General features: G+C 69.9%; 12 protein-coding genes. 3 read left to right on the forward strand and 9 right to left on the reverse strand.

What is annotated here, in order from left to right; translation table 11 throughout:
• Positions 1–36 precede the first annotated feature (36 nt).
• Positions 37–1,143: an ABC transporter substrate-binding protein gene (locus LG334_RS19190; RefSeq protein WP_404380535.1), complete on the reverse strand. Its 1,107-nt coding sequence runs from the start codon at positions 1,141–1,143 to the stop codon at positions 37–39.
• Positions 1,144–1,262: 119 nt separating this feature from the next.
• Here LG334_RS19190 and LG334_RS19195 point away from each other — a divergent pair, with 119 nt between their 5' ends.
• A complete protein-coding gene (locus tag LG334_RS19195) occupies positions 1,263–2,285 on the forward strand; it encodes an NADP-dependent oxidoreductase (RefSeq protein WP_404380537.1) in 1,023 nt (340 codons plus the stop codon).
• A gap of 92 nt (positions 2,286–2,377) precedes the next feature.
• Here LG334_RS19195 and LG334_RS19200 read toward each other — a convergent pair whose 3' ends face one another.
• On the reverse strand, positions 2,378–3,826 hold the full coding sequence (locus LG334_RS19200; RefSeq protein ID WP_404380539.1) for a DUF4142 domain-containing protein: 1,449 nt from the start codon (positions 3,824–3,826) through the stop codon (positions 2,378–2,380).
• 276 nt (positions 3,827–4,102) lie between these two features.
• Positions 4,103–5,122, reverse strand: coding sequence for a glycerophosphodiester phosphodiesterase (gene glpQ / locus LG334_RS19205; RefSeq protein WP_404380541.1), 1,020 nt, complete (start codon positions 5,120–5,122; stop codon positions 4,103–4,105).
• Between the two features lie 175 nt (positions 5,123–5,297).
• Between glpQ and LG334_RS19210 the strand changes: the two genes are divergently transcribed.
• Positions 5,298–6,557: an allantoate amidohydrolase gene (locus LG334_RS19210; protein WP_404380543.1), complete on the forward strand. Its 1,260-nt coding sequence runs from the start codon at positions 5,298–5,300 to the stop codon at positions 6,555–6,557.
• Positions 6,554–7,816, forward strand: a complete 1,263-nt coding sequence (locus tag LG334_RS19215) for a M20/M25/M40 family metallo-hydrolase (RefSeq protein ID WP_404380545.1) — start codon at positions 6,554–6,556, stop codon at positions 7,814–7,816. The genes LG334_RS19210 and LG334_RS19215 overlap by 4 nt, the downstream gene beginning before the upstream one ends.
• A gap of 39 nt (positions 7,817–7,855) precedes the next feature.
• On the opposite strand, the gene rpe is transcribed toward LG334_RS19215, so the two are convergent.
• The 6 genes from rpe to LG334_RS19245 form a co-directional block, all read right to left on the reverse strand.
• Positions 7,856–8,503: a ribulose-phosphate 3-epimerase gene (gene rpe, locus LG334_RS19220; protein ID WP_404380547.1), complete on the reverse strand. Its 648-nt coding sequence runs from the start codon at positions 8,501–8,503 to the stop codon at positions 7,856–7,858.
• 270 nt (positions 8,504–8,773) lie between these two features.
• The gene (gene fba, locus LG334_RS19225; protein WP_404380549.1) at positions 8,774–9,862 is read right to left on the reverse strand and encodes a class II fructose-bisphosphate aldolase; all 1,089 of its coding nucleotides are present in this window, start codon (positions 9,860–9,862) and stop codon (positions 8,774–8,776) included.
• An 82-nt stretch (positions 9,863–9,944) separates the two neighbouring features.
• The gene (gene tkt / locus LG334_RS19230; RefSeq protein ID WP_404380551.1) at positions 9,945–11,948 is read right to left on the reverse strand and encodes a transketolase; all 2,004 of its coding nucleotides are present in this window, start codon (positions 11,946–11,948) and stop codon (positions 9,945–9,947) included.
• 75 nt (positions 11,949–12,023) lie between these two features.
• Positions 12,024–12,998 carry a phosphoribulokinase gene (locus LG334_RS19235; RefSeq protein WP_404380553.1) on the reverse strand — a complete coding sequence of 325 codons (975 nt, stop codon included), beginning with the start codon at positions 12,996–12,998 and terminating at the stop codon, positions 12,024–12,026.
• A complete protein-coding gene (locus LG334_RS19240) occupies positions 12,995–14,005 on the reverse strand; it encodes a fructose-bisphosphatase class II (protein ID WP_404380555.1) in 1,011 nt (336 codons plus the stop codon). The genes LG334_RS19235 and LG334_RS19240 overlap by 4 nt, the downstream gene beginning before the upstream one ends.
• A 184-nt stretch (positions 14,006–14,189) precedes the next feature.
• Positions 14,190–16,139, reverse strand: a complete 1,950-nt coding sequence (locus LG334_RS19245; RefSeq protein WP_404380557.1) for a M1 family metallopeptidase — start codon at positions 16,137–16,139, stop codon at positions 14,190–14,192.
• Positions 16,140–16,151 lie beyond the last annotated feature (12 nt).

Raw genomic sequence — 16,151 nt, forward strand, 5'->3', positions numbered from 1 at the left:
AGGCTTTTTCATCCGGCGCAAGCCCCTCCGAAAGGATTAGCGGGCCGTGCCCTTCAAAGGCGTCATGAGCGGGCCGCCCTGCCGCCACTGAATCATGCGGGCGTTGATGCGGGCCTGGTTCTCCGCCCACCACTGCTCGTCGGCCCACAGCGCGTGGCGGGCGTTTTCCTGGGCGGTGGGCAGGTCGGCGCGTTCGCCCTGCGACAGCATGGCCAAGGCCGACTCGCGCACCGGGCCATAGGCGATGTGGCGGGCCTGCTCGGCCATGCGCGCGGGCTGCGAGGCAAAGGCAATGAAGTCCAGGGCGTCCTCGCGGTCGCGGCTGCCCTTGGGGATGCCCCACAGCTCCACGTCGCGCACCGCGCCGTCCCACAGGATCTCGTAGTCCGCGCCGCGGTCCATGGCGTCCTGGACCCGCCCGTTGTAGGTCTGGGTCATCACCACGCGACCCCGGTCCAGCAGATCGACCGCCTCGTCCGGCGCGTCCCACCAGACGATGTTGCCGCGCAAGGAGTCGAGCCGGTTGAAGGCGCGCTCCAGCCCGTCGTCGGTGCCAAGCGTGGCGTAGACATCTTCCGGCGCCACGCCATCGGCCAGCAGCGCCCATTCCAGCACCACCCGCGGGTTGGAGCGCACGCCGCGCTTGCCGGGATAGTCGTCGGTGTTGAAGAACGCGGCTACCGAATCCGGCCGCCGCGGCAGCCGATTGGGGTCATAGCCGATGACGGTGGCGAAGACGTTCTGACCGATGGCGCAGTCCTGAAGCGCGGCCTCCAAGAAATCTTCTGCGGCCGGGGTGCCGTCGGGCGCGGGCGGCAGAATGTCGGTGGGGATGGTTTCCAGCAGCCCCTCGCGGCAGCCGCGCACGGCATCGGACAGGTTGAGGTCCACCACGTCCCAGGTGACGTTCAGCGATGCCACCTGGCGGCGCACCTCTTCCAGGCCGCCGGCATAGGTTTCCACCTTCACCCAGCGGTCGGAGGTTTCGCGGAAGGGGTTCACGTAGGCGCGCATCTGACTGGCCGTGTAGGCGCCGCCCCAGGTGACGATGGTCAGCGGCCCGCGCGCATCCTGGGCGGCGGCCGGGGTGGCGGACAGGGCGGCGGCCGCGGCGACGGCGGCGAGGGCGAAGAGTCGGATCATGGAAGGCTCCCCTCGGTGGTGGTGGCGTCCTGGGGATCAACGCCCGGAATGGCCCTTTCGGCGGGCGGCGGGGCGTCCCACCTGAGGCGGCACCAAACTTTCAAGCAGGAGACGCCTTCATGGCCGCCAAGAACCGCCGCATCGTCCTCGCCAGCCGTCCGCAGGGCGCGCCCACGCCCGAGAACTTCCGCCTGGAGGAGGTGGAGGTTCCCGCCGCCGGCCCCGGCGAGATGCTGCTGCGCACGCTGTGGCTGTCGCTCGACCCCTACATGCGCGGGCGGATGAGCGACGCGCCGTCCTACGCGCCGCCGGTGGAGGTGGACGCGGTGATGTGCGGCGGCACCGTCTGCCGGGTGGAGGAGTCGAACCTGGACGGATTTGCCGCCGGCGACCTCGTGCTGGCCTACACGGGCTGGCAGGATTACGCGGTGTCAGACGGCACGGGCGTTCAGAAGCTGGACCGCGACATGGCGCGGCCGTCCTACGCGCTGGGCGTGCTCGGGATGCCGGGCTTCACGGCCTACATCGGGCTTCTGGACATCGGCCGGCCCCAGCCGGGCGAGACGGTCGCCGTCGCCGCCGCCACCGGCGCCGTGGGCTCGGTGGTCGGGCAGATCGCCAAGCTGAAAGGCTGCCGCGTCATCGGCATCGCCGGCGGCGCGGAAAAGTGCCGCTACGCGACGGAAACGCTCGGCTTCGACGCCTGCGTCGACCACCGCGCCGAGGACTTCGCCAAAACGCTGAAGAACACGGCCGGAGATGCGGGCATCGACGTCTATTTCGAGAACGTCGGCGGCAAGGTGCTGGACGCGATCCTGCCCTGCCTGAACACGGGCGCGCGCATTCCGCTGTGCGGGCTGATCGCCAACTACAATCTGACCGGCCTGCCGGAAGGGCCGGATCGCACGCCCATTCTGCTGCGCAACGTGCTGGTCAAGCGGCTGAAGGTGCAGGGCTTCATCATCTTCGACTATCAGCCCCGCTACCCCGAGTTCCTGAAGGACATGACCCCCTGGGTCGCCAACGGCGACATCACCTATCGCGAGGACGTGGCCGAGGGGCTGGAGAACGCGCCGGAAGCCTTCATGGGCCTGCTTGAGGGCCGCAACTTCGGCAAGCTGGTGGTGAAGGTGGCGGACTGACAGTCCCGCCCGCCACGGCATGAAAAGGCCCGCCGGAGATGATCCGGCGGGCCTTTCCGTTAGGAGCAACACTTAAAGATGCGCGGCGACGCTTACTGCCCCTCGTATTCCGGCATCTCGGAGATCTGCTGGTCGGTCATGTTGACGATCAGGCGGTCCTGCTGCATCTGCAGCTTGTCCATCCCGATGGCGATTTCCTTCTCGCCGATGCCCAGGAAGCCGCCACGGTCGATGACCACACGCTCGACCTTGCCCTGCGGGTCCATCAGCACCTCGGAGACCTCGCCGACCTCCTCGTTGTTCTGACCGTAGACGGACATGCCGACGATGCCTTCCAGGTTGGGCAGCCTGGCGCTCTGCTGATCCTGACCGGTCACCCGCTCAGCGGTCTGCTCGGTCGTCTGCACGGTGCTTTCGCCGGCCTGCTCCATTTCCTGCCCGGCCTGCTCGGCGGTCTGCTCGACCTCCTGGCCGGCCTCTTCCATGGCCGTCTGTTCCTGGTCCTGCGGCTGACGCTGCTGCGTCTCGGCCTGCTGCTGGTCCTGCTGCTGACGCTGCTGCGTCTCGGCCTGCTGCTGGTCCTGCGGCTGACGCTGCTGAGCCTGCTGCTGTTCGCCGGTCGTGGTGGTTTCGCGCTCCACCATCTTCACGTCGGCGCCCTCAGCCTTGTCCATGGTGACCTTCGGCTCGGCCTGCTCGACCTGAACCTCGGGCTTGGGCTGATCGACGGTCACCTGAGGCTCCGGCGTCTCGACCTGCACCTTGGGCTCGGGGTCCACAACGGTCACCTCGGGCCGGGGCTGGTCGACGCCCACCTTGGGCGCGCCCTGCTCGACGATCACGTCGGTCCCCTGGGCCTCGGCGGTCTGCTGCTGGCCCTGCTGGCCCTGCTGCTGCTGAGCCTGCTGCTTCTGGCCCTGCTGGCCCTGCTGCTGCTGGCCCTGCTGCTGCTGGCCGGACTGCGCCATGGCGCCGACCTGCTGGCTGATCTGCTGCGCCTTCTGCAGGTGCTGTTCCAGGGTAGAGAGGGTGTTCTGGGCGTAGGATTTCAGCTCCTCATTCTGAAGCTGCTCGGCGTTCTTCTTATACAGGTCGACGTCCTTCTGGTGTTCCTCGACCATCTTCTGCATGTAGGCCTTGTCAAACTCCTGGCCCTGCTTCTGCTTCATCTGGTCGACCGTCTGCTGCTTGTCCTGCGGCAGCTCGGTCGGGGCCTGAATGCCCAGGTTCTCGATGATGGGGTTCAGCTTCTTGTTGGCTTCGCCGTGATCCTGAACCATCTGCTGGCCGAAGTCCTTGACCTGCTGGTTCTGCGCCTGCTGCCGGGCTGCCTCGCCCAGGGCGATCTCCAGGCGGTTGCCCACATAGGCGTCCTCGGCGAATTTCTTGGCCTGCTGGGCCACCTGGCCCTGCTGCTGGCCGCTTTGTGCCTGCTGCTGCTGCTGTTGCGGCTGCTGCTGCTGTGAACCCTGCTGCTGGGCCACAGCCGGCATGGCGGCGAACAGGGCGGCGATGGCGGTCGCGGTCGCAAAATGACGCATGGTGATGTTCTCCTTGGACGGTGAGCGCCACCGCTGCGTCCCGCCGCACCCGGCAGGCGGCGCCGGCGATGGCTCCGTGTCGAACAAACGCCACAAGCAAAATTAGGTTCACAGTACAGGAAGGATTGTTCTTACTTTTAACTTCCTCGCAAAAAACTAAAGGCGTGACCGCTATGCTATTTACATGATCTCCTACAAGTTACATTTTGCAGCACGGAAACATCCTTTTGTTTATTCTAGCCTTGCGGAAAGCTCGGCACCGGCCCTGCCGGATGGTCAGTCCACCGGCGCCAGAGTCTCCAGCGCGGCGCGGGTACGGCCGGGGAAGTCGGTGAACAGCCCGTCGACGCCCGCCTCCACCACCAGCAGGCGGACCAGCGCCGCCAGGTCGGGCATGCCCGGCGGCAGGCGGTCGGCGCGGACGGTGTAGGCATGCACCACCAGCCCGGCGGCGTGAGCGTCGGCGACCAGCGATGTCACGCCGGCGCCCGTCGCCACCTGCCGAATCCACGGCCCGATGCCGTCGGCGACCTGCGCCACCTCGGCCAGCCCCTCGGGCGTGCGCAGGTGGTCGTAATCGGTGCCGGGCGCGATCCCCCACCGGTTCTCGCCGATCAACTGCACCAGCCGCCCCCGCCAGCCCAGGTCCCGGCGCAGGCGCTTGAGTTCCTGGAAATCGAAGGTCTGAAGGAAGACCGGATCGCCCTCATCCGCATACCCATGATCGCGCAGCACCGCCAGCGTGGCGGCAGAGACGTCCAGCCCTTCCGCCCGATGGAAGGCGGGCGCCTTGATCTCGGGATAAACGCAGGTGGTCCGCCGCGTCGCCGCGTCCATACCCTGGATAAGCTGCAACTCCTCCGCCAGGGTCGGCACGAAGAACCGCGCCTGCCCCACCGGAAAGCGCCCAGGGAAAGCCGCCGCGCCGGTATCCGGGTCGCGCCGCTCGGTCACCGACAACCGGCGCACCTCCGCCAGCGTGAAATCGGCGGCGTAGTACCGGCCGTCGTCGCGGGCGCGGTCGGGGAAGACGGCGGCGACGTTCGTCGTCGTGTCCAGGTGGATGTCGTGCAGGACGATGGGCACGCCGTCGGCGGTCAACACCACGTCCTGCTCGATGCAGTCCGCCCCCAGCGCGTGGGCGGCGGCCTTGGCCGCCAGCGTGTGCTCCGGCAGCATGCCCGACGCCCCGCGATGGGCGATGACCAGGGCCTCGGCCGCCACCGCGCCCGCCGCCGGCACAGCCGCCAGCGCGGCGGCAAGGGCCAGCCGCGCCATTGTTGAACCGATCCGCACGCTTCATCCTCCCGTGATTGCGCTCCCAGGATGGCCGCGAGGGCCGGCCGGCACAAGCCGCGCCGCCTGCCGAAGATTTGTGCAGGAGCGAAGATCAACCGCCTCTTGCCCATCAGAGCGGCAGCGGCTACGGTTGTCGCCAATTGTCGACAATCTGGCTCGGGATCGTCACCACATGACCGCCGCCCCCTCGGCCGAGACCGTCCTTGCGCGCTGCGACGCCCTCGCCGCCCATACGGAGGAACCGGGCCGCCTGACCCGCACCTTCCTCACCCCCGTTCACGCATCGGCGGCGGCGGAGGTGCGCCGCTGGATGGAGGCCGCCGGCATGACGGTCCGCATGGACGGCATGGCGAACCTCATCGGCCGCTACGAGGGCGCGGAGCCGGACGCGCCGGCGGTCGTCATCGGAAGCCACCTGGACACGGTGCGCGACGCCGGGCGCTATGACGGCATGCTGGGCGTGCTGCTGGGCATCGACGCCGTGGCGCGGCTCAACGCCGCCGGCCGCCGCCTGCCGTTCGCGGTGGAGGTGGTGGGCTTCGGCGACGAGGAAGGGGTCCGCTTCGCCCGCACCCTGCTGGGCAGCCGCGCGCTCGCCGGCACGCTGGACGAGGCCGCCCTGTCCGCCACCGACGCCGGCGGCACCACGCTCGCCCAGGCGCTGGAGGCCTTCGGGCTGGCGCCGGATGGGTGGCGCGAAGCAGCCCTCGATCCGGCGCGGGTGCGGGCCTACCTGGAGGTTCACATCGAGCAGGGCCCGGTGCTCGAGCGCCTCAACCTGCCGGTGGGCGTGGTCACCGCCATCGCCGGCGCCACCCGCCTCGCCTTCACCCTGGGCGGCGAGGCCGGCCACGCCGGCACCGTGCCCATGGACGCCCGGCGCGACGCCCTGGCCGGCGCGGCGGAGGCCGTGCTGGCGGTGGAGTCGGTGGCGCAGGAGCACGGCGTGGTGGCCACCGTCGGCGTGCTGGAGGTTGCCCCCGGCGCGGTGAACGTGGTGCCCGGCCGGGCGCGCTTCACGGTCGACCTGCGCGCCGCCGGGGACGCCGCCCGCGAAAGCGCGCTGGAGAACCTGCGCGGGCGGATTCAGATGATCGCCGCCCGGCGCGGCCTGACGCTGGCCGCCGAGACCCTGCACGAGAACGACGCCTGCCCGTGCTCCCCGGCCTTGACCGACCTGCTGGCCGAGACGGTGGAGGACCACGGCCTGCCTGCCCACCGCCTGATGAGCGGCGCCGGCCACGATGCCATGGCCATGGCGGACCTGTGCGACGTCGCCATGCTGTTCGTGCGCTGCGCCGGCGGCATTTCCCACAACCCGGCGGAAAGCGTGACGGCCGAGGATGTGGCCGTGGCCGCCGACGTACTGTCCGACGCCCTCGCCCTGCTGGCCGAGCGGCCGCCCTTCCATCCCCAGGAGCCTCGCCCATGACCGACACCGCCGCCCGCCGCGCCGCCCTGACCCGCGCAGTGGACGCCCTGCACGCCGAGCAGACCCGGTTCCTGGCGGAACTGGTCAAGGTGCCCTCCGACAACCCGCCGGGCGACTGCCTGCCCCACGCCGAGCGCGCCGCCGACCTGCTGGAGGCCATGGGCTTCACGGTCGAGCGCCACGCCGTTCCCGACGACCTGGTGAAGGCCAACGGCATGATCCGTGCCACCAACCTGGTGGTGCGCAAGCGCTTCGGCGGCGACGGCGACGGCGATGGCGATGGCGGGCCGGTGATTGCGCTCAACGCCCACGGCGACGTGGTGGCGCCGGGCGACGGCTGGACCCGCGACCCCTACGGCGCGGCGGTGGAGGACGGCGTCATGTACGGGCGCGGCGTCGCCGTCTCCAAGTCCGACTTCGCCACCTACGCCTATGCCCTGAGGGCGCTGGAGCAGGTTGGCGCGGACGGATTGCGCGGCACGGCGGAACTGCACCTGACCTACGACGAGGAGGCCGGCGGCGCCATCGGCCCCAAGTGGCTGCTGGACGAGGGTATTTCCAAGCCGGACTACGCGGTGTCCGCCGGCTTTTCCTATCAGGTGGTCACGGCGCACAACGGCTGTCTGCACCTGGAGGTGACGGTGCGCGGCCGCTCCGCCCATGCCGCGCAGCCGGACTCGGGCGTCGACGCCATGGAAGCGGCGACCGGCATCCTGTCGGCCCTCTATGCCGGGCGGGCGCGGCTGGCGGAGCGCAAGAGCGCGGTGCCGGGCATCGGCTCGCCGACCCTGGTGGTGGGCCTGATCTCGGGCGGCATCAACACCAACGTGGTGCCCGACAAGGTGACCTTGCGCATCGACCGCCGCATGATCCCGGAAGAGACCGCCGAGGCGGCGCAGGGCGAGATCGAGGCGCTGATCCGCGAGGCGGCCGAGGTGTTCCCCGAGGTCTCGGTGGACGTCCGCCGGATCATGCTGGCCGAGCCTTTCGGGCCGGTGGAGGGCTCCGACCGCCTGGCCGCCGCCTTTGCCGAGGCGGCGACGGCGGCCTTCGGGACGGACATCGGCACGACCGGCATTCCGCTGTATACAGACGCCCGCCACTACGCGGCGGCGGGGGTGCCGACCGTCCTTTACGGCGCCGGGCCGCGCACCCTGCTGGAAGCCAACGCCCACCGCGCCGACGAAAAACTGGTGCTGGACGACCTCAAGCGGGCCACCGTCGCAGTGGCCGACGCGCTGGCGACCCTGTTGCGGTAGCGCGCGGCGGCGTGGCGGCGTGGCGGCGCGGCGGCCGCCTTACCCCCGCAGGGCGGCGATGTTGCCGGCGTAGGCGTCGGGGCCGCCCTTGAACACGGCGGAGCCCGCCACCAGCGCCGTCGCGCCGGCCGCGATGCAGCGCTTCGCGGTCTCGGGGTTCACGCCGCCGTCCACTTCCAGCTCGATGGGGCGGTCGCCGATCATCTGCTTGATGCGGCGGACCTTTTCCACCTGGCTCTCGATGAAGGACTGGCCGCCGAAGCCGGGATTGACGCTCATGACCAGCACCAGGTCCAGGCGGTCGAGCACGTATTCTAGGCAGCTTTCATGGGTTCCCGGGTTCAGCGACACGCCGGCCTTCTTGCCATGGCTGCGGATGAGTTGCAGCGTGCGGTCCAGGTGCACGCCGGCCTCGGCATGGACCGTGATGTAATCGGCGCCGGCCTTGGCGAAGGCCTCGATGTAGGGGTCGACCGGGTCGATCATCAGGTGGACGTCGAACACCTTGTCGGAGTGCGGCCGCAGGGCCTTCACGACGTCCGGGCCGATGGTGATGTTGGGGACGAAGTGGCCGTCCATCACGTCCACATGGACCCAGTCGGCCCCGGCGGCGTCGATGGCGCGGACCTCCTCGCCCAGCTTGGCGAAATCGGCGGACAGGATGGACGGGGCGATGTTCACGGACATGGCTGGAGGCTCTGTGCTCAAGGGGGAGAGGGGGTGCGGTGATAGCCACCAAGACACAAAGAACACCAAGAGGATGTGCTGACGGCGACGCCTTGAGTCAGCGGATGCGGCGATAGAAGAATTGCGGCGAAGCCGCCGTCCTGCTCACCCACCAACATCCGCTGTAGCGCGTTCTCCCGGTTTCTTGGTGTTCTTTGTGTCTTTGTGGCCCAAATAAACACCCGCCCGCCCCGAAGCACGAACTCCAGGACGGGCGGGCAACAACAGACCTTACTCGGCGGCGGCCGGAGCGCCGGCCTTGACCTTCGGGTCCAGTTCGCCGGCGGCGTAGCGCTTGGCCATGTCGGACAGCGGGATCGCCTTGATCTTGCTGGCCATGCCGGCGGCACCGAATTGCTCGTAACGGTCCTCGCAGACCTTCTGCATGGCTTCCATGGCCGGCTTCAGGTATTTGCGCGGGTCGAACTCGGCCGGCTTTTCCTGGAACACCTTGCGGATGGTGCCGGTGATGGCCATGCGGCAGTCGGTGTCGATGTTGACCTTGCGGACACCGTGCTTGATGCCCTCGACCACCTCTTCCACGGGCACGCCGTAGGTCTGCGGCATGGCGCCGCCGTGGGCGTTGATGAGGTCCTGCAGGTCCTGCGGAACGGCCGAGGAGCCGTGCATCACCAGGTGGGTGTCCGGCAGGCGGGCGTGGATCTTCTTCACCGTGTCCATGGCGAGGATGTCGCCGGTGGGCTTGCGGGTGAACTTGTAGGCGCCGTGGCTGGTGCCGATGGCGACGGCGAGCGCGTCCACCTTGGTGCGGGCGACGAAGTCGGCGGCCTGCTCGGGGTCGGTCAGCAGCGACTCGCGGTCGAGCGTGCCCTCGAAGCCGTGGCCGTCCTCCTTCTCGCCGGAGCCGGTCTCGAGCGAGCCGAGGCAGCCCAGCTCGCCCTCGACGGACACGCCGACCATGTGGGCCATCTCGGCGACTTTGCGCGAAACGTCGACATTGTATTCATAAGATGCCGGCGTCTTGGCGTCTTCCTCCAGCGAGCCGTCCATCATCACCGAGGTGAAGTTGGCCGAGATCGCCGACAGGCAGGTCGCGGCGCTGTTGCCGTGGTCCTGGTGCATGCAGACGGGAATGTCGGGGTACATCTCGGCGACGGCCAGGATCATGTGCTTGATCATGATGTCGCCGGCATAGCCGCGGGCGCCGCGGCTGGCCTGCAGGATCACCGGCGCGTCCACCTTCTTGGCGGCGTTCATGATCGCCAGCACCTGCTCCATGTTGTTCACGTTGAAGGCCGGCATGCCGTAGGAATGCTCGGCGGCGTGGTCGAGAAGCTGGCGCAGGGAAATGAGGGCCATGGTACGTGTCTCCCGATAAATGACCTAAAGAGTAAAGCACCACGGCCGCCCCCGGGGTCCCGGAGGCGGCCGTGAAAGCGGATCAGCGCTTCAGCCGGGCGGTCACCACGTCGGCCACGGCCTCGGCGGTGATGCCGAAGAACTGATAGAGCTGGTCGGCCGGACCGCTGGCGCCGAACTGGCGCATGCCGATGACCGCGCCGTCGTCGCCCACGTACTTCTCCCAGCCGTAGGTCGACAGAGCCTCGACGGCGACGCGGAAGACGCCCTTGCCCAGCACCTGCTGGCGGTAGTCGGTGGGCTGCTGGTCGAACAGCTCCTGGCAGGGCATGGAGACCACGGCCGCCTTGATGCCGACGTTGTTCAGCATGACCTGCGCGGTCAGGGCAAGCTGCACCTCAGACCCCGTGGCGATGATGGTGCAGTCGCGCGTGCCGTCCTCGGGCTCGCTGAGGACGTAGCCGCCCTTGGCGCACTGGTTTTCCGGGGTGTACTGGCGGATGGTCGGCAGGTTCTGGCGCGACAGGGCCAGCACGCTCGGCTGATCGTCGGTGTGCAGGGCGATCTGCCAGCACTCCGCGGTCTCGATGGCATCCGCCGGGCGCATGACCAGCACATTGGGCATGGCACGCAAGGACGCCAGGTGCTCGACCGGCTGGTGGGTCGGGCCGTCCTCGCCCAGGCCGATGGAGTCGTGCGTCATCACGTAGACGACGCGCTGGTTCATGATCGCCGACATGCGCAGCGCCGGGCGCAGGTAGTCGGTGAAGACCAGGAACGTGCCGCCGTAGGGGATGAAGCCGCCGTGCAGGGCGAGGCCGTTCATCATGGCGGCCATGCCGTGCTCGCGCACGCCCCAGTAGACGTAGTTGCCGGCATAGTGGCCGGCCTCGACGCCGCTCATCTGCTTGGTGTTGGTGAGGTTCGACCCCGTCAGGTCGGCGGAGCCGCCGACGATCTGCGGCAGGGCCGGCACGATGTGCTCCAGGCACTGCTGGCTGGCCTTGCGGGTGGCGACCTTCACCTGATCTTCCGCGCACTTCTTCTTGTAGTCGTCCAGGCCGCGCTCCCAGCCCTTGGGCAGCTTGCCGGCGACGAAATCGAAGAAGGCCTCGCGCTTGTCGGCGGGCTCGGCGTCCACCGTCTGCTCCCAGGCGCGGCGGGCCTTGGTGCCGCGCTCGGCGGCGGCGCGCCAGGCGTTCAGAACGTCTTCGGGCACCTCGAAGGGCGCGTGCGGCCAGTCGAGCGCCTCGCGCGTGGCGTTGATCTCGGCCTCGCCCAGCGGCGCGCCGTGGGTCTTGGCGGTGCCGGCGAGCGACGGCGCGCCGTAGCCGATGACGGTGCGGCAGGCGATCAGGCTGGGGCGCGGGTCGCTCTTGGCCTTCTCGATGGCGGCGGCGACGGCCTCGGGGTCATGGCCGTCGACGGCCTGGGTGTGCCAGTGGGCGGCCTCGAAGCGCTTGAGCTGGTCCTCGCTGGTCGCCTTGGAGGTCTCGCCGTCGATGGTGATCTGGTTGTCGTCCCAGAACACCACCAGCTTGCCCAGCTTCTGGTGACCGGCGAACGAGACGACTTCCTGGCTGATGCCTTCCATCAGGCAGCCGTCGCCGGCGATCACCCAGGTGTAGTGGTCGACAAGGTCCGACCCGAAGCGGGCGTTCATCATGCGCTCGCCCAGCGCCATGCCGACGGCGTTGGCGATGCCCTGGCCGAGCGGGCCGGTGGTGGTCTCGGCGAAGTCGACGTGGCCGTATTCCGGGTGGCCGGCGGTGCGGGCGCCCAGCTGGCGGAAGTTCTGGATCTGCTCGATGTCCACGTCCTTGTAGCCCAGCAGGTAGGCCAGGGAATAGAGCAGCATGGAGCCGTGACCGGCCGACAGCACGAAGCGGTCGCGATCCGGCCAGCGCGGCGCGGTGGGGTCGACCTTGGCGAAACGGGTGAACAGGACGGCCGCGACGTCGGCCATGCCCATGGGCATGCCGGGGTGGCCGCTGTTCGCCTTCTGCACGGCGTCCATGGACAGGAAGCGAATGGCGTTGGCCATCTTCCGGATGTCGACGGGGCTCTTGGTGGCGGTATCGGTCATTCTCTCACTTTCCGTGGTGCGGTGCAGGTCGGCGCGATGTGCTGAAACGACGGGTCGGTGCTTGGGCCGGATGGCTCAGATGGCATAGTGGCCCATGGCCGCCTTGACCAGGTGATAGGTAATCATCAGCTGCGACAGCGCCAGCGGGTGGCTCATCTTGGCCCGGTGCTCGCGGTCGTCCATGTACTGGCCCAGGTTGGCGCGCAGGTGGCTGGCCTCCGGAATCAGGTTCCACAACAGGTCCTCGATCGCCTTGGCCCGCTTGTTATCCAGATCGCCGGAGATTTCAAGTTCGTCGACGGGCTTGCCGTCGATATCCCGCGCCAGCGTCAGGGACACCTTGTCCTTGGAGCCTTCCAGGATGGGCGAAAGATCGGGGTGCGGCAACGTCGGGCGCAGGGTGTGGCGCACGTTCAGGTGCGGCCCCGTCTCGTCGAACCGGCCCTCGGGGCGGACGAACTTCACCACCATGTCGGCGAAGGTGCGCTGCGGCAGGATGTAGAGGTCGCTGTCCGACGCGCGGGTCTGGAGCGACTCGCGCACCTCGGACTCGTCATAGCCGCGCTGGCTGGTGTCGCGGTCGATCTTCCAGCGAACGCGCAGGTCCTCTTCCGGCTCCAGGTAGACCTTGACGTCATAGCAGTCGCGCATGGCCCGCGTGGTGTAGCCGTGCAACCCCTCGACGATGACGTAATCCCCAGGCCGCACGTACTGCGGCGCCTTCAGGCTGCCGTCGGAATGGTCGTAGACGGGCTTGAGGATGGGCTGCCCCTGGCGCAGGAGGCGCAGGTGCTGCTCCATGATGTCCATGTGGTTGGCGCGCGGGTCCAGGGCCGACAGGCCAAGCGCCTTGCGCTCGGCGCGGTCGTGGCGGTGATAGTCGTCCAGCGAGATGACCGTGACCCGCTCCGCCCCCAGGATCTGGGCCACACCGGCGGCGAAGGTGGACTTGCCGGCCGCACTGTCGCCGACGATCCCCAGAATGATGGGCCGGTCGAGCACGGCCCCCGGCTGCGTCATGCCGGGAAAGGGCACGGCCGTCGCGCTCATCGCCCCGCTCCCGGATTGCGCACCCACGACGTCAGCACCTGCCGCCCCGACAGCCCGCCGCCCACCAGCAGGGTTTGCAGGCACAGGCCCTCGGGCGTTTCCGCCGGACCGTTGAGAAGCAGCCCGTTGGCGATGCCGGTGGCGCAGAAATGCAGGGAACGCGCCGGAGCGGACACCATGTCGTCCAGGCTCATCCAGCGATCCGTGTCCATGCCTGCGGCGGAAACGGCCATGCGCTCCGTGTTGAGCTGCGGATTGATGCGGCCGTGGAAGGACCCGCCCAGCGCCTTGATCGCGCAGGCGGTGATGACGCCCTCCGGCGTGCCGCCGGTGCCCATCATGGCATCGACGCCCGAACCCGGAATGGCAGCCATCAGCGCGCCGGCCACGTCGCCGGCGGCGTGCAGGGCGACTCCGGCGCCGGTCGCCTGGATGGCCTCCACCAGGCGGCGATGGCGCGGCTTTTCCTGAACGTAGACGACCAGTTCGCCCACCGGCTTGTCCAGGGCGTCGGACAGGCAGCGCAGGCGCTCCGCCACGGGCGCGGCCGGATCGATGCGCCCCACCACGGCGGGCGGACCGGCCAACTTTTCCATGTAGAAGGCGGGACCGGGGCGGAACAGGCTGCCGGCGGGTGCCAGCGCCAGCACGGACAGGGCGTTGTTCAGCCCGCCCTGGGCCAGGTAGGACGTCCCCTCCACCGGGTCGACGGCGATGTCGAAGGCATCCGCCGCATCGGCCTTGCCCAGCACGAGGCCCGGCGGCAGGACGGGCCCCGCGACATCGGCCTCGTCGCCCACCACCAGCGTGCCGTTCAGGGCCAGGGTGCCCAGCGCCCGGCGCATGGCCTCGGCGCTTGCGCGGGCGGCGCCGGGCCGATCGCCCTCGCTCAGCCACGCGCGCGCGGCCACGGCCGCCGCCTCGGTGGCGGCGCGCAGGGCGTAGGTGAACGCACTTTGGAACGGCGGCGGATCGGCCGGAGCCGCCGCCGAGGAGCCATGATACATCGTCGGTTCCCTGTCCCCGCGCCGCCCTGGCATGCGGCGCGGGCGATGGTCCGCCGGTCGCAGACCCTACCCGGCGGAGTGGTCGCGCGCACGCGCGGGAAGTCGGTCGGGACTTAGCCCCCGACGCCCGCGAATGCAACACCTAATTCCACGACCGCGCCATGCGTCCGGGTGGGGCGGCGGGCTACAGCCGCCGTGCCAGGGCGTTCTCCGCCTTCGGCTCCCAGGACCCTCTCGCAATGGCCTCTCCGCCGCGGAAGGCAAGCCAGCTCTCGCGGCCGTAGTGCGGCAGCGGCCGGACCAGAGCCTCAAGAGCCGCGGCATCGCGCACCGCCACCACCAGCGTCGGAGAGGGGGCTTCCCGGACCGACCAGACGACGGCCGAGGCGTCCTCGGGCACCTCCGGCGGGGCGGCGACGCCCAGCCGATCGGCCACCGCGCGCGGCGCCCCTTGCGCGACGATCAGGGCCGGGCGGTCGCGGTCCCAGTCCGCCGCCACGTCCACCGACCGCGCGCCCAGCATGCGGGCGGCGAGCGTCGCGGCCGTTTCCTCCGCTGTCTCCGGCAGGCCCTGGGCCACCACCTGCGCGTCCGGGGCCAGGGTGACGTCGCGCAGCGTGGCCGTGCGCTCGCCCTCGGCCAGGTGGCGGAACAGGTGGTGGTCGGGATCGACCCGCACCGCTCGGGCCGCGGCATCCGTGTCCAGCACGACCGTCCGCCGCCGGGCCGACAGGGGCACCAGATGCTGCTCCGTTCCCGCCGCCGTCTCGACCTCCACCGGCACGCGCAGGGCATAGGGTTCGCCGGCCTGCGCCAGGGTGACGCGCACCCCGCCGTCCACGGCCTCCGCCGCCTCCAGCGCCAGGGTGGGCGCACCGGTGCGGGTCAACCACTGGTCGAAGAAGGCCGACAGGTCCATGTCCGACGCCGCCTCGAACGCCTCGCGGAAGTCGCTCCAGCCGGCGGTGCCGCCGCGGTGGTCGGCGTAGACGGCGGCGACGCCGTTACGGAAAGCCTCCTCGCCGATGCGGCGCTCCAGCATGTGGAAGACGAAGGCGCCCTTGCCGTAGCCGGTCACCTGGTCGCGGGCGTGCAGCTTGCCGCGGAAGGCGGTCAGCGGCTGGTCTTCCCCGGCCGGCAGGGCGGCGTAGTCGCGCAGCCAATCGCGGCGCATGGCGTCCTTGCGGGCGGGGTCGGCCAGGGCGTAGTCGGCCATGTAGGTGGTCAGCCCCTCGGCCCAGTTGCCGCTGCCCGGCGCCACGCGCACGGCGTTGCCCCACCACACATGCAGCACCTCGTGCGGCAGCGACTGGGTGCGCATGAACGGCAGGTGCAGGATGCGCCGCGAGACATAGGTCATGCCGGGATAACCCAGCCCCACCGGATGGGGCGCCGACACAACGGCGAAACCGTCGTAGGGGTACGGCCCGATGACACCGGCGTAATGGTCGATGTGCCGCGCAACGTCGTCCAGGTAGGCGCCGGACAGCCGGCCGGGCACGTCGTTGTGGAAGTAGGTGCGCAGGCGAATGCCGTCGTGCATGCGCTCCGTCACGCCGTAGGGACCGGCGAACAGGGTCGGCGGCTCACCGGCATAGGCGCGGAAGGTGGCGCGCATGCGGCCCTCGGCCGTTTCCTCCTCCGCCACCAGGGCGCCGGTCATGGCGGCGCGCTGGCCGGGCGGCAGGATCACCGTGACCTCCAGTCGGTCGGCGTCGGTGGCCCGCGGGAACCAGGCGTAGCCGCCCGGCAGCCAGGTTCCCTCCGGTGCCAGGCCCGGCGGCTCCGGCGCGGCCAGGGTGCCGGCATAGGTGATGGTCGCCACCTCCGCCCCCGCCGGCAGGGACAGCCGCAGCGTCTCCCCGTCGCGCCGCACCTCGACGGGCTCTCCGCCGACGGTGGCGGTCTCGACCGCCAGGCCCTCGCCCAGCGTCAGGGTCAACGGCCCGGTGTGGCCGGCGGGCAGGGTCAGGCGGTCGGTACCCTCCAGCCGGCCCTTGGCCGGGTCCAGGCTGAGCATCAGGTCGTGGGCCACCTGGGCGAGCGCGGCGCCGGGCAACGCGCAGGTCAGCGCCAGCAGCAGGACCAGGGGCAGCGGCAGGCGCGGCGACGGCGACGACGGACGGCGGATCATGGGCACCTCCTT

Origin of the sequence: Caenispirillum salinarum, assembly GCF_044803115.1 — a bacterium.
In the GTDB taxonomy this organism is placed as follows: Bacteria; Pseudomonadota; Alphaproteobacteria; order Rhodospirillales; family Rhodospirillaceae; genus Caenispirillum; species Caenispirillum salinarum_A.

Coding starts and splice junctions, on each gene's coding strand:
- LG334_RS19210 (WP_404380543.1), top strand. CDS start 5,298: ATGACCGCCGCCCCCTCGGCCGAGACCGTCCTTGCGCGCTGCGACGCC.
- LG334_RS19235 (WP_404380553.1), bottom strand. CDS start 12,998: ATGAGCGCGACGGCCGTGCCCTTTCCCGGCATGACGCAGCCGGGGGCC.
- LG334_RS19195 (WP_404380537.1), top strand. CDS start 1,263: ATGGCCGCCAAGAACCGCCGCATCGTCCTCGCCAGCCGTCCGCAGGGC.
- rpe (WP_404380547.1), bottom strand. CDS start 8,503: ATGTCCGTGAACATCGCCCCGTCCATCCTGTCCGCCGATTTCGCCAAG.
- LG334_RS19240 (WP_404380555.1), bottom strand. CDS start 14,005: ATGTATCATGGCTCCTCGGCGGCGGCTCCGGCCGATCCGCCGCCGTTC.
- fba (WP_404380549.1), bottom strand. CDS start 9,862: ATGGCCCTCATTTCCCTGCGCCAGCTTCTCGACCACGCCGCCGAGCAT.
- LG334_RS19245 (WP_404380557.1), bottom strand. CDS start 16,139: ATGATCCGCCGTCCGTCGTCGCCGTCGCCGCGCCTGCCGCTGCCCCTG.
- LG334_RS19215 (WP_404380545.1), top strand. CDS start 6,554: ATGACCGACACCGCCGCCCGCCGCGCCGCCCTGACCCGCGCAGTGGAC.
- LG334_RS19190 (WP_404380535.1), bottom strand. CDS start 1,143: ATGATCCGACTCTTCGCCCTCGCCGCCGTCGCCGCGGCCGCCGCCCTG.
- tkt (WP_404380551.1), bottom strand. CDS start 11,948: ATGACCGATACCGCCACCAAGAGCCCCGTCGACATCCGGAAGATGGCC.
- LG334_RS19200 (WP_404380539.1), bottom strand. CDS start 3,826: ATGCGTCATTTTGCGACCGCGACCGCCATCGCCGCCCTGTTCGCCGCC.